The following is a 12,650-nucleotide window of genomic DNA, read 5'->3' as shown; positions in this document are numbered from 1 at the left end:
GGGGGGGTGCTCGGCGCTCCGCGGCGCCGCGGTCGATGAGTCCTTTATGGGCTGACTGGTACAGGCCTTTAGGGTTAGCTGGATGGGCTTGGTGATGGAATGTATGGCCGGTACTGGTCAAAGGTTCCGTTCTGGATGGGCACGTTGATTGTGGCCTGTTGCCCTTTCACTGTTACCTGTAGATCGGTGCGGGCGCCGGGCGGCTCCTGCGTGCTGTTGAAGATCAGAGGTGACTGGTCAAACTCGACGTGTCCCAGAGCGGGGATCTTGACTGGATGTTGTTCATCGGAGTCGGCAAGGACCATTTGTATGTCTGTAGCGGTGGTGTTGAAGATCGTTCCCAGGACGCGTCCGGGTTCGTTTTGGCCGGACGTCACGATCAGGACGCTCCGCAATTGCAGTCCCGAGAAATTTAGGTCCGCGCCGAGGGCAATCGGGTCGCGGTCTCCTTCAGAGGGGTTGTAGCAGCCGGTCAACACAGCCGCTGATATCGCCAGGGCCGGGATCAAGTGGAAGGACTTTGTGATGCTATGGGCGGGTTTCATGGGAGGTCCTTATCGTGGTGCTGTGAATTGATCGGCTGATCAAACCTGAAGCCGCAGGCGCAACTGTAGGTGATGACAACGTCGTGGACGGGGCTGGTGTGGCTTTCCCCAAGGGGTCCCTGGCGCGAGGTCGTCATTGGCTCACCGCAGTGGGTGTGTGTTGTGAGCATCCGTAGAAGCTGTGGATCGGTGGACATTGCTTTGACGCCTTCCGGCACCCGGCGTTGTTTCATGACTCCTCACGGCCTGTTTTGATCTCGTCGCCGGTAGTGAATTTTGTATTCATAGTGGTCTCTCTTCGTGAGGTGTCGGTGGTGGGTGCCGCCCCTCATTGACCGGTAGAGCCTGGCCTGTCAAGCAGTCGATCGTCTAATTACGCCTGGGGGAAAGCACGGGCTCGCCCGTTCTCCGGTCAGCTGTCTCGTCCTCGAGATGCCAGCGCCCGTCATGGCATCCAAATAGTGTTTGATGCCTGCTGATGATTCCGTGACCAGCCCGTACAGCCGATGGAAGTCGTCGTCGTGGTTCTCTGTGCTCATGGTCCCTAACCCAAAAGGTATGGCTGCAGATTCGGCACCGGTCTCATCTCAGGCTGCGCTCGTGGCGGGAACCGGCTCGGTGGATTTTTGCCAGGGCCACCGGCCGGTGATTTCCAACTCCAGGGAGAAGCTTAGGAATGTCCGGATGACAACGATCACGGCCAGGACTCCGACACTGGTAAAAGTGGACGTCACGGCCACGGTGCGGATGATGTCAGCGGCGACGAGGAGTTCAAGGCCAAGAAGGATGGACCGTCCGAGCAACTGCCGGTATTCCCGGTAGAGCGACCGGTTTGGGGGACGGCTGCCTTCTCCGAGGTTTCGGCGGCGTATGGCCAGCGGCACCGAGACCACGGCGCCGACGACCATGACCGCCACTCCGGCGAAGTCCAGGTACCGCCCGGTGGTTTCAATAATGAGTCGCAATCCACGTCTGTCTCCCTGCAAGCCGCGTATCGCCCGTCATCCCGACAGGCCGCAGCCTTTTCGACTGGTCCTGAAAAGTCTGTTCCCTAGTGAAGGGGCCTTCACGTCAGTCTGACGCATCACTTGCGAACAAGCAATGAACTGTCAGAGCCCTGATCACTCCTCTGCAGGATTGTTGCGCTCCTGTAACCGTGCACGGCATCGGCACTAGGAACGGGGCGATAAAGTTATTTGCTAATTGGTAACTATTCGAAAAGTGTCATCCTCAACCGCGGCGGCGTTTCGACCGCCTCCTGGCATGCCCGGGCAGGGCTTAATAGGCTTACCTCTGGCGTGCGGCACGAACGAAGGAAGTCCTGCATGCTGATCAAAGAGACTCTGTGGAGAAACGCCGCGGCCTTCATCGCCGCCGGCGTTATTGGCGGCTTCCTGGTCGCCAGGCTCCTGGCCCCGGCCGCGGCGTTGAGTTCGACGGCGGCAGGGGCATCTATTAGGTTCTTTGATCAACTCCCCTCGAACCTGGACCTGGAGCCGCCGTCCAGGACATCCCAGGTCCTGGCGAAAGACGGGTCGGTCATCGCCACTTTTTACGCCCAGAACCGGGCTCCGGTGAACCTGGAACAGATGTCACCGTTCATCCGCGACGGGATCGTGGCGATCGAGGACGCCCGTTTCTACGACCACGGCGGGGTCGACCCCGCCGGTATCCTCCGCGCGCTCTACGTGAACGCCCGGGGCGGAAGGCAGGGCGCATCGACAATCACCCAGCAGTACATCAAGAACGTCCTCATCCTGTCACCAGCAACCGGCGGCAGCAGCCCAGACGTCGCCACGACCGACGCCTCCCGAAGCATCGGCGACAAGCTTCGGGAAATGAAGCTTGCCATCGGGCTTGAGGAGAAATACTCCAAAGACCAGATCCTGCAGGGTTACCTGAACCTCGTCTATTTTGGCAACGGGGCCTACGGCGTTCAGGCGGCAGCGAAATCATATTTCGGAGTGCCCGCCAACGCGCTGACCCTTTCCCAGGCGGCAGCACTGGCAGGGGTGGTGAACAGGCCGGCTTACTACGATCCCCTCACACAGCCAGACCATGTGGTGGCCCGCCGGAATGAAGTTCTGGACAAAATGCTTCAGCAGGGATATATCTCCCCCACGCAGCACGACGAGGCTACGGCATCACCCTTGGCCCTGGACGTCCAGCACACCCCACAGGGCTGCGCCGCTGCGACCGCACCCTATTTCTGTGACTACATCCAACGGCTGATCCTCAACGATCCCGCCTTCGGTACAGACGAGGCAGCCCGGCACAAGCTCCTCTACCAAGGCGGACTGACCATCCGCACCACGCTGGACCCGGACCTGCAAAAGACCGCCCAGGAACAGGTAAATGCCTCACTGCCGGCAACAGACCCCCTGCAACGCGGCGCCGCCCTTGTCAGCGTTGAGCCCGGCACCGGCAAAATCCTGACCATGGCCCAAAACACCATCTACGACCCGACCCCAGGACCTGGACACTACACGGGCAACCTCACCCTTCCCGAAAAGGACAGCAACGGCAATCCGCTTCACGGAGCGGGCGGCTTCCAGATCGGCTCCACCATGAAACCGTTCGTGTTCGCTGAGTGGCTCAACTCCGGCCGGTCCATGGCTACAAAACTGGACGGCTCGGTCCGCATCTACAAAGCCGACTATCCGTGGAAAAACAGCTGCGGCACGACAACGGGCTCCTACGATCCAGCCCTGGGCCAAACTCCCCTGCCCAACGACGACCCCTACCACTACTACCGAATGAGTGTACTTCAGGGCCTGTACCACTCAATCAACACCATCACGTTCCAGTCGGCGGCCCGGTTGGACTTCTGCAACATCCAAAAAATGACCACGACGGCCGGAATCAAGAACGGCCACACCAACAAGCCCTACGACCTCTCCAGCATCGCGAGCCTTATCGGTACCCAGGACGTCGCACCACTGGACATGGCGAACGCTTATGCCACGTTCGCCGCAAATGGAGTCCACTGCAACCCGATAGCACTGGAATCGGCCACCGGCCCCGACGGCCGCGACTATCCGATGCCGGCAGCCGACTGCCGGCGGACCATCGAGTCGGACGTCGCCGCAGGCGTCACCTATGCCCTCAAACCCGTGCTCACCAAGGGCTCCGGCTACAACATTCCCGTGGGCAAGGAACAGGATATCTTCGCCAAAACCGGGACCACCGATGGCCACACCCAGACATGGACGGTAGGGGCTACCACGGGCATCTCGACCGCCTCCTGGTTCGGCAGCTACAAGGGATTCGGACCAAAGTGGGCGAACGAGAACATCACCATCAACGGAACGTACTACACCGGACTGGACGGGGCTAACATCGCCGGCACGCAATGGGCCCACCTGATGAACGCGGCAGCCCCGCAATACCCGGGGCACCGGTTCCCTGCACCGCCGCCATCAATGTTGCGCTGAAGCCTGATGTGGGCAGCACCCAGAACGACTGGGGCGACAGGGCCCGGCGAAAAGGTCCTAGTCAACGCCTTCGGTGACCTGAGGATAGGGAACGGCGGGATCCACGAGTGCCTGCACCCCTCCGGGGACGAAACGCACGTGAACGCCATGTTCCTGCGTGGCTGCCGATTGTTCCAGCACCGGCGATACTGTCGCGGTGAAGGCAGGATCCTTGTCGGATAGGTACGCGACGTACGATTCCGGCAGCCGGGACAGAAGATCATGGCGGTCCACATTGCCTGAAGGCCCGGACACGTCACCAGGCTTAGCAGGGACACGCTCCGCCAGGGCCCGCCTGCCAAGGACGTTGCCCAGGACAGCGCCGTAGAGCAGATGGGCGGCCAACATCGTCAGCGCCCTGCCGGTCTTGTCCCGGTGTGCAGGGGGCAGTATTCCCATCGCCGGCAGCCAACCCTCGTACCCCACCACCCACACAAATACACCGTAGGCTATGCCCGCGGCCCGGGTGGACTGCTTCCTGCGTGCCACGGCATAAAGACATCCACCGGCCACTCCATACCCAAAATGGGCAAGGACAGCAGCGGCATCCCTGAGCGGAAGCGGAAACCGGGGAAAGAACTTATCGATGATCTTCCGTGGAGGCTCGTAATTCATCACGCCGGTGACGTCGGCGGCAACGAGCAGAGCGCTCATCGCGGCCGTAGCGACCAGCCCCGCCAAACCGCCGCCGACAACAGTTTCGGAAGTTAGTTCACTGCGATGGGTATCCATTCCTTCATAGAACCGTGATATTTGTGTAAACGCAAGCAAGCTCCTAACTAGACTTGCTTTCCCCATCCACTGCAGCTGACAACTTGAGTCGCGTTGGATACGGCAAACTTTAGAAGTCAACGCGCTTGCGCGGGTTGCGAAACCCTGCCCCGACAGCCCATTATCGGAATTTTTCCCGGAGAGAGGGGTTGCGGGAGACAGTCGGGTCATTGCGGACCGGCAACTGTTGCGCTACACTTCCTATCACGTCCGCTGAAAGCCCGAGGAGAGATACAGGTGAAAACAGCGCGCCTTTGGGCGGCAGTGACCCTGTTGCATTCCTGGCCAGGGGTAAGGGAGGACTTGCCCGAATGCGGCGCTGCGGCGGCCCTGAGTCGAAAGGATGCACCGTGAGACCTTTGGAAGTGGTCAGGGCAGCATATGGTACCGCGGAGCTTCTGGCTCCTGGAGCGGCGGAATGCTTTTTCATCGCACGCGCCCCCGATGCCCACGGCCGCACGTTCATCCGTGTCCTGGGGGAACGGCACCTGTTGCAGGCCACCGCCACTGCCATCTTCGGCGGTGGGGCTCCCCTGCACTGGATCAGTGCCGGGGCCGATGCCCTTCATGCCTTGACGATGTTGGGCCTGGCCGCGGTAGACCGGCGACGGCGGCACGCCGCGGTCGCCAATGCGTGCATCGCCTTGGCGTTCGCCGCCGGGGAACTTCGATCAGGGACCCCCAGACGCCGTCCGCAGCTAGACGGGCACCGCGCCGGCATTACCGGGCAGGCGGCGGGCGACGATCGAGTAGATGCGCCGGTCAGCGGCGCGAGTCATACAAGGATGGGACCATGACTACTGATCCAAGCAGTGGCGAAGGGGGCGGCTTCTTCACCAGGTTCACCTCCAGGACGGCAAAGGTTCTGGGCCACGCCTGGATCTTCGCTGCGGCCGTCGCTGTTCTGGTGCTGTGGGCCTGCACCGGGCCACTGCTGGGTTTCTCCAATACCTGGCAGCTGGTGATCAACACGGGCACGACGATCGTGACGTTTTTGATGGTGTTCATCATCCAGAACACGCAGAACCGGGACTCCGCGGCGTTGCACCTCAAACTTGATGCCATAATGCACGAGCTTCGGGTCACCAACTCCAAACTCTACGAAGCTGAAGACGAGGGCGAAGACGAAATCGAGCGTCAGCGCAAGCACATCGAAGCACAATCCGAAGAGCCGCCCGGCAAAGAAGAGCGGCACGTCAACCAGGAGAACAAAAACGAGAAGAAATGAGTACCCGCCATGGCCAGCGATTACGACGAAGTCCGCCCTGAGGTAAAAGAGTCCCAGGAAAGTTCCTTGGAGGCGCTCCGGACAGAAAGCACCCCTGACGCACGCAGCGTCGTGAGGGAACTCGACGAGGCCGACACCGTCGACGGAGTCGACCTGCCCGGCGACTTCATCGCCGAAGAGCTCATCGTGGAAGTCGTCCCCCAAAAGAAGGATGAATTCGTCTGCTCCTCCTGCTTCCTGGTCCACCACCGGTCCCGGCTGGCCAAGGAGAAAGACGGACACGTCTACTGCATTGAATGCGAGGGATGAAGCAGTGACGGTCCTGAGAGCACCTGACCACAGCCATGGGACCTTCGGGGGCCTGGGCCTGCCACCCCAGCAGCTTGATCAATCCGTCCAATGAGCGGCGGTCATGGGCCTGTCGAGCAGAGCGGACGAAAACGTTTCCACTTAGGCGATGGCAAAAGGGTATCCACAGGCCGGTTCCTGGTTCTTCATGCGGTGTCGCTAAGCCTTTTCCTGGCCGGTATGTCCTCGTTTGTACTGACCCTTGGGGACGTGCTGAACGGCAGCGGGCTCGCCAGCGTCGACGGACCTCTGACTGACTGGTTTATCCATCACCGCACGGGTACAGCCACACTTGTGCTGGCCGGATTCGCTTTCGTTTTCGGACCCGCGGCGCTTCCCGTGATCACTTTAGTAGCCGTCGTTGCGTGGGCCTTGGTGACCCGTCGTCTGTGGCGCCCTATATTGCTGGCCGGGGCGATGATCACCGGGGTGGTCCTCACGGAGGTCATCGCCCACATGGTGGGACGCCCCCGGCCCCCGGCCGAATATATGATGCTCGGCGCCGACGCCACATCATCCTTTCCCTCCGGACACGTCGTGGGTGCCTCGAATTTCCTGCTCGTCGGGGCCTATCTGGTCTTCTCACGTTCCTCCCGCAGAACCGCCCTGATCGCTGCTTTCGGTGCCGCTGCCGTTGGCCTGACAGTGGAGGCAGCAAGCCGTATCTACCTTGGCTACCACTAGTTCACCGACACGGTAGCCTCCGCTTCCCTCTCCACCGTTCTCCTCGCAGTCGTGATCCTGCTGGACGTTACCCAGGGTGTGCGGCCAGGTCCCGAACCCACAGAGTGAACTCTCCCTGGGCGCTAATCCACACTTACCGGCCGCCGGAACGCCTACGGGAGGTGACCCGGACGGTCCTGTGGTTCCGAGCGCTTCTCGGCTGCCTGGACAAGGAGCCTCGCCGGGTGGCACAGGATCTCAGGGACCGGGAGAACGCTGCGGCGGGGCGAAATGCAGTTTGTCAGTGGAAACAGGTGAAGGTGCCGGGCCGACAACAAGCCTTCCCGGAACTCCCACTGCCCCAACTGAAGTGCTTGGGGAGCCCAGACCTGCTTAGGTCCTGTCTACGGCAGGGCCCTCCCGGAAGCTGTATATTCCCCGGAGATCGGCGTCCGCGCCGGATTTCTTCTTCCTCCTGCCGCGCAGTTTGTCGCTCTTCTTTGTGTCCCTCGGCGGCAACTGGATAGTTACTTGGGCCTTGAAGCCGCCTTGCAATTCCCTGCCCCGCTCTGTCTCGGCATCGAACTCGGCTCCGAAAAGCAGTGAAACATTCAGAATCCACAGCCACAGCAGCATGATGACTACGCCTCCGATGGCGCCATAGGTCTTGTTGTAATTGCCGAAGTTGGCGATGTAGGCCAGCACGAAGGCCACCAGCGCGATGAAGGACCCCGTGCTCAACCAGCGGAACCGAGGCTGGCGCACGTTTGGGGTGACGTAGTAAAGCACCGCGACGATGACGATAGCCAGCAAGATAATGACTGGCCACTGAGCAATATTCCACATGGCCAGGAACAGGCCGCCAAGACCCAGCAGACGGCCCGCGGCCTCGGCTACAGGGCCACTGAGAACGAGCGGGGCCGCGAGCATCGCAACGATAACCACGGCAAGAATCGTTACGCCCAGCATCGTGGCCCGGAACCTGATCAAGCCCCTGCCCTCGTCGACTTCATAGATCCGGTTCATGGCACGAGCGAAAGCGCTCACGTAGCCCGAAGCGGTCCAGAAGGCCCCTGCGGTGCCGATCGCGAGGGTGAAGCCTGCGGTCTGTGATGTTGTCAGTTCCTCAATCGGCCCGCGAATCACGTTCACTGTGGAGCCGGGGGCAATGCCGCGCAGAATATCGAGAAGCGCCGGAGTGGTCCCATCTGCCTGACCGACGATACCCAGCAGAGAAACCATGGCAAGCAGCGCCGGGAAAAGAGACAGCACAGCGTAGTAGGTCAGTCCGGCAGCGAGGTCGGGGCATTGATCCCGGCTGAACTCCCGCAAAGTCCTCCTCGCGATGTATTTCCAGAACGGCTTGGTGACATCCCCGGGCCTCTCCGGTTTACGGCCGTCATCGGGTGCCGGAGCATGCCGCACCGTAGCGGCACGGGATTCGGAAGCGTCATCTAAAGCCATGCCCGTATCTCCTTGTTGAGCAGAATCCCACCTACGGCGGGACTTCTTCATATTCTTATCCGCCAGGCTCGGGCCCGGCCGGGAAGCCGCAACGGGGATGAGCCGGCATAAGGGCTGTACGTGGCGGAAAGTGAGCCTGCTGCAGCAAATTGGTCCGTCACCTAGGCCAGCGGCTTGACTGTCCAATGCCCCATCCCGGGAATCAGCTGGCCCCTTCATATCCCATACTGTTGCACAAGCGCAACTAGTGCGGGAAGCTTAGCAATGAACCGTTTTTGATTTGAGGAGAAGAAGTAATGCGTGCGTTGACAGTTACTCCCGGGGAAAAAGATTCACTTAAACTGCGCGATGTTCCGGAGCCGGCCACCGGGGAGGGCGAGGTGCTGGTGGAGGCCCTGGCCGTGGGCCTGTGTGGGACCGACAGCGAAATCATCGGCGCCGAGTACGGGGAAGCACCGCCGGGCCAGGATTACCTGGTGCTGGGGCACGAGAACCTGGGCCGGGTGTTGGACGCGGCGCCGGCTTCCGGCTTGGCCAAGGGTGACCTGGTGGTGGGCATCGTCCGCAGGCCCGACCCTGAGCCATGCAAAGCCTGCGCCGCCGGGGAATGGGACATGTGCCTCAACGGGAACTACACCGAACATGGCATCAAAGGCCTCGACGGCTTCGCCAGGGAACGCTGGCGGGCAGACGGTGAGGCGATGGTGAAAGTGGACCCCGGTCTGGAGGATGTGGGTGTCCTGCTGGAGCCCACCACCATCGTGGCCAAAGCCTGGGAGCAGATCAACCGGATCGGGCAGCGGGCATTTTTCGACCCCCACACCGCCGTCGTGACCGGCGCGGGCCCCGTTGGCCTGCTTGCGGCGCTGCTGGGAGTACAGCAAGGCCTGGACGTGCACGTCTTCGACATCGTCACGGACGGGCCCAAGCCGGACCTTGTCCATGACCTGGGCGCGACTTACCACAGTGAGCCCCTGCCGGAGTCAGGCATCAAGCCCAATATCCTGGTCGAATGCACCGGTGTCACCCCCGTGGTCCTGGACGCGCTCAAGTGCCGGGCCCAGGACGCCGTCACCTGCCTGACCGGGGTTTCCGGAACCGGAAAACAGACAAAGGTGGACGTGGGCGCACTGAACCGCGAGGAGGTGCTCATGAACGGTGTGGTTTTTGGCAGCGTCAACGCCAACCGCCGCCACTACGACGCCGGCGCACAGGCGCTGGCCAAGGCGGACCGTGACTGGCTGCGCCGCCTCATCAACCGCCGGCTCCCGCTGGCTAACTTTGCTGAGGCCTTCAAACGCCAGACCGACGATGTCAAAGTCGTCCTCGATGTCACCCGTGGCACGGACGGAAACCCCAGCCATGAGTGACAGGACCCCGTGGGACGGCGGGACCGGCCATTGCCTCCCCTCGGGACGTCAGTATGAAATCTCTTTTGAACGACAAACAGCCGTGGTGACCGAAGTCGGGGGCGCCTTGCGGGATTACCTGCTGGACGGCCGGCCCCTGCTGGACGGTTATGGGCCCGAGGAGATGTGCACGGGCGCCCGGGGCCAATCCCTGATTCCATGGCCCAACCGCATCCAGGGCGGCAGCTACGAGTGGGAAGGCCAGCGGCTGCAGCTTGACCTGAGCGAGCCGGACAAGGGCGGGGCCATCCACGGGCTCACGCGGTGGCGGAACTGGGGGACCCCGGCTGTGGAACACACTGAGGACTCCATTTCCTTCACCTACACGCTCCACTCTTGCCAGGGCTGGCCGTGGGTGCTCGACTGCCGCCTTGACTACCATCTGGGCCCGGGAGGGCTGACCGTGCGGACCACGGCGATGAACCGAAGTGCGTCACGGTGCCCCTACGGGACGGGGGCGCATCCTTACCTCAGCACCGGAGTCAACACTCCCGGGGCCATCAATGCCGCGTTGGTCCAGGTGCCAGGGCGCACCTTCCTGCCCGTGGACGAGCGTGGCATACCCACCGGACATAAGGGGGTTGAGGGCACCGGGTACGACCTGCGGGAACTCCAACAACTTGGCGGGCGGCACATCGACGTCGCCTACACTGACCTGGTCCGTGACGCTGACGGGCGGGCCCGGGTGAAACTCCTGCGCCCGGATGATTCCGGAGGGGTTGAGCTGTGGGTGGACGGGTCCTATCCGTACCTGGAAATCTTCACCGGTGACACACTCCCCCAGCCGGACCGGCAGCGGAGCGGGCTGGGGGTTGAACCAATGACGTGTGCCCCGGACGCCTTTAACTCCGGCGAGGGCTTGATAACCCTTGAACCCGGGCAATCCCACAGCGGCGAGTGGGGGATCACGCCGCTCTGACCGGACTGCTGTGTCCGCGCAGCGTAGAGAGAATTGGCGCCAGCAGAGTGCCAACTATTGCGTAAACGCAAACATTGAGGTTGAATGAAGACATGGCTTGCGGCACCAGGACTTCGTCACTTCACGTGTTGGCTCCCAGGGTAAAGCGGCCGTCAGTGGTGCCTTGGACACCGGCGGCGGCCGCAAAAGCCTCCAGGGCCGCAGCCAGGGCCGGGCGTCGACCCAATGGCATCCTCAGAATGACCTCCGCGATGGCTTGCCGCCGGTGCTCGAGCACGGAGTTCACCAGAGCTTTCCCTTTTGTGGTCAGTTCGAGCCGGATGTATCGCCGGTCTGCCGGGTCTTCCCGCCGCTCGAGCAGGTCAGCAGCGACCAGCCGGTCGCAGATGCGCGTGGCGTTGGAGGCATGCACACCCAGTTCCGCGGCCACGCCGCCCAAATTTTGCGGTCCCCGGGTGTGGATGAGGACCAGGACCCGCAGTTGCGGAGTGTTCACCACGTCCTCCACCTCGGCAACGGAGCGGGACACGACGCGCAAAAGGGTATCCGCGGCACGCATTACCGCTTCAACTTCCCGGCTCGAAGGTTCCGGGACTAATTCAGATCCACCAGCTGTATCCATGAGTACCAGTTTCCTCCGATAGTTGCTTTCCCGCAAAGTTTGAAGATTCCAGAGCAGCAGTACGGGACATCCCCGCCGGATAAGGAGAAATTGTGGGAACACACCAGGCAAAAGGAGCCTTGGCGGAAACCGTCGATGGGATCGACCCGCTCATCAGGAAGATTCAAACCGGCGAGTTTGAGCGGTCCCTTTCGGCACTGACCGCCGTGGAGATTTTCCTTGGGCATCACAAAGCAATAAGGGGGTGCGGCCACTGGTGGCCCCCGGCCCTATCGGAGCAGTGCGCGGCGGTGGCGGAAGCCCTGCCTCCGCACGGCCAAGAACAGTGCTTCCTTTGGAGGTCGACAAATATCGGGCTCGCCACATGCTGACATCAATGGAAAGGACTCATCCTGTGAAAAACCTGCTTACCGAACCGACACCTTGCCTCCTGGCGGGGGTAGTGTAATGCCCGCATGGTTGCTGGCATGGATGTGGGGCACCATCGCCGGCGGCGCACTAGTCGTGGGGTGCGGCTTGGCGTGGAAGTGGAAAATCCCGTCCAAGGTCGTGTCATCGGTGATGTCCTTTGGCGCCGGCGTACTGATATCGGCCCTCGCGTTTGGGCTGGTTCAGGAGGCAGTGAACGGCGGTGGGCTGTGGCCGACGGTCGGAGGCTTCGCCACCGGCGCTGTGGTCTACGTGGCCGCCAACGCCCTGCTGGCCAGCAAAGGGGCCAAGCACCGGAAGCGGTCAGGCGGGAAACAACCCTCGGAGCAGCAAAAGCCGGGCAGCGGGACCGCCATCGCGATCGGGGCCCTCCTGGACGGTATCCCGGAGTCGGTCGTCCTGGGCGTGGGTTTGGTGACCGCCGGTGCAGTCAGCCCGGCCATGCTGGCGGCCGTGTTCATCTCCAACGTCCCCGAGGGCCTCTCCAGCACTGCGGGCATGAAAAAGGCCGGCCGGAGTGCCAAATATGTGTTTGGGGTGTGGGTGGGAATTGCTGTCATTTCGGGCCTGGCAGCCTTGGTTGGCTTCCTGGTCCTGCAGGACGCACCCGCGGAAGTTGTCGCCTTCATCACGGCCGTGGCCGCCGGAGCGATCCTTGCCATGCTCGCCGACACGATGATCCCGGAAGCCTTCGAAGAACACCACCTGCTCACCGGCCTCATCGCCGCCGTCGGATTCCTGGCCGCATTCACCGTTGACCAGGTCGGCGGCTGAACCAT

The 12,650-nt window shown here is 62.0% G+C and carries 13 protein-coding genes; 8 read left to right on the top strand and 5 right to left on the bottom strand.

The genetic code is table 11. The features are described 5' to 3' along the window. Positions 1-74: 74 nt before the first annotated feature. The gene (locus QRN53_RS11980) at positions 75-545 is read right to left on the bottom strand and encodes a hypothetical protein (RefSeq protein WP_285244066.1); all 471 of its coding nucleotides are present in this window, start codon (positions 543-545) and stop codon (positions 75-77) included. A gap of 587 nt (positions 546-1,132) precedes the next feature. Beyond that, positions 1,133-1,453, bottom strand: coding sequence for a DUF1622 domain-containing protein (locus QRN53_RS11975; RefSeq protein WP_285244105.1), 321 nt, complete (start codon positions 1,451-1,453; stop codon positions 1,133-1,135). A gap of 417 nt (positions 1,454-1,870) precedes the next feature. Here QRN53_RS11975 and QRN53_RS11970 point away from each other — a divergent pair, with 417 nt between their 5' ends. After that, on the top strand, positions 1,871-3,979 hold the full coding sequence (locus tag QRN53_RS11970; protein ID WP_285244065.1) for a transglycosylase domain-containing protein: 2,109 nt from the start codon (positions 1,871-1,873) through the stop codon (positions 3,977-3,979). Between the two features lie 57 nt (positions 3,980-4,036). Here QRN53_RS11970 and QRN53_RS11965 read toward each other — a convergent pair whose 3' ends face one another. Next, positions 4,037-4,750, bottom strand: coding sequence for a DUF6789 family protein (locus QRN53_RS11965; protein WP_285244064.1), 714 nt, complete (start codon positions 4,748-4,750; stop codon positions 4,037-4,039). A gap of 389 nt (positions 4,751-5,139) precedes the next feature. Between QRN53_RS11965 and QRN53_RS11960 the strand changes: the two genes are divergently transcribed. The 4 genes from QRN53_RS11960 to QRN53_RS11945 all read left to right on the top strand — a co-directional run bounded on the left by QRN53_RS11960 (position 5,140) and on the right by QRN53_RS11945 (position 7,049). Beyond that, positions 5,140-5,586 carry a hypothetical protein gene (locus QRN53_RS11960; RefSeq protein ID WP_285244063.1) on the top strand — a complete coding sequence of 149 codons (447 nt, stop codon included), beginning with the start codon at positions 5,140-5,142 and terminating at the stop codon, positions 5,584-5,586. Further along, on the top strand, positions 5,583-6,017 hold the full coding sequence (locus QRN53_RS11955; protein WP_285244062.1) for a low affinity iron permease family protein: 435 nt from the start codon (positions 5,583-5,585) through the stop codon (positions 6,015-6,017). Before QRN53_RS11960 ends, QRN53_RS11955 begins: the two co-directional genes overlap by 4 nt. Before the next feature lie 9 nt (positions 6,018-6,026). Continuing rightward, positions 6,027-6,326: a DUF4193 domain-containing protein gene (locus QRN53_RS11950; protein WP_285244061.1), complete on the top strand. Its 300-nt coding sequence runs from the start codon at positions 6,027-6,029 to the stop codon at positions 6,324-6,326. Positions 6,327-6,545: 219 nt separating this feature from the next. After that, complete coding sequence (locus tag QRN53_RS11945) at positions 6,546-7,049, top strand: phosphatase PAP2 family protein (RefSeq protein ID WP_285244060.1); 504 nt, start codon at positions 6,546-6,548, stop codon at positions 7,047-7,049. Between the two features lie 372 nt (positions 7,050-7,421). On the opposite strand, the gene QRN53_RS11940 is transcribed toward QRN53_RS11945, so the two are convergent. After that, on the bottom strand, positions 7,422-8,492 hold the full coding sequence (locus QRN53_RS11940) for a YihY/virulence factor BrkB family protein (RefSeq protein WP_285244059.1): 1,071 nt from the start codon (positions 8,490-8,492) through the stop codon (positions 7,422-7,424). Positions 8,493-8,788: 296 nt separating this feature from the next. On the opposite strand from QRN53_RS11940, the gene QRN53_RS11935 reads away from it, so the two are divergent. Together QRN53_RS11935 and QRN53_RS11930 are read left to right on the top strand one after the other, a co-directional pair. Beyond that, positions 8,789-9,862: a glucose 1-dehydrogenase gene (locus QRN53_RS11935; protein WP_285244058.1), complete on the top strand. Its 1,074-nt coding sequence runs from the start codon at positions 8,789-8,791 to the stop codon at positions 9,860-9,862. Next, positions 9,804-10,820 carry an aldose 1-epimerase family protein gene (locus tag QRN53_RS11930; protein WP_350224165.1) on the top strand — a complete coding sequence of 339 codons (1,017 nt, stop codon included), beginning with the start codon at positions 9,804-9,806 and terminating at the stop codon, positions 10,818-10,820. The genes QRN53_RS11935 and QRN53_RS11930 overlap by 59 nt, the downstream gene beginning before the upstream one ends. Positions 10,821-10,941: 121 nt before the next feature. Here QRN53_RS11930 and QRN53_RS11925 read toward each other — a convergent pair whose 3' ends face one another. Continuing rightward, positions 10,942-11,349 (bottom strand): MarR family transcriptional regulator, encoded by a 408-nt coding sequence (locus QRN53_RS11925; RefSeq protein WP_285244056.1) that lies wholly within the window; start codon positions 11,347-11,349, stop codon positions 10,942-10,944. A gap of 540 nt (positions 11,350-11,889) precedes the next feature. On the opposite strand from QRN53_RS11925, the gene QRN53_RS11920 reads away from it, so the two are divergent. Next, the gene (locus QRN53_RS11920; protein WP_285244055.1) at positions 11,890-12,645 is read left to right on the top strand and encodes a ZIP family metal transporter; all 756 of its coding nucleotides are present in this window, start codon (positions 11,890-11,892) and stop codon (positions 12,643-12,645) included. The last annotated feature ends 5 nt before the right edge of the window (positions 12,646-12,650 follow it).

It is taken from the genome of Pseudarthrobacter sp. fls2-241-R2A-127 (assembly GCF_030209355.1).
Lineage (GTDB): Bacteria > Actinomycetota > Actinomycetes > Actinomycetales > Micrococcaceae > Arthrobacter.
This window is presented reverse-complemented; position numbering and strand designations above follow the sequence as displayed.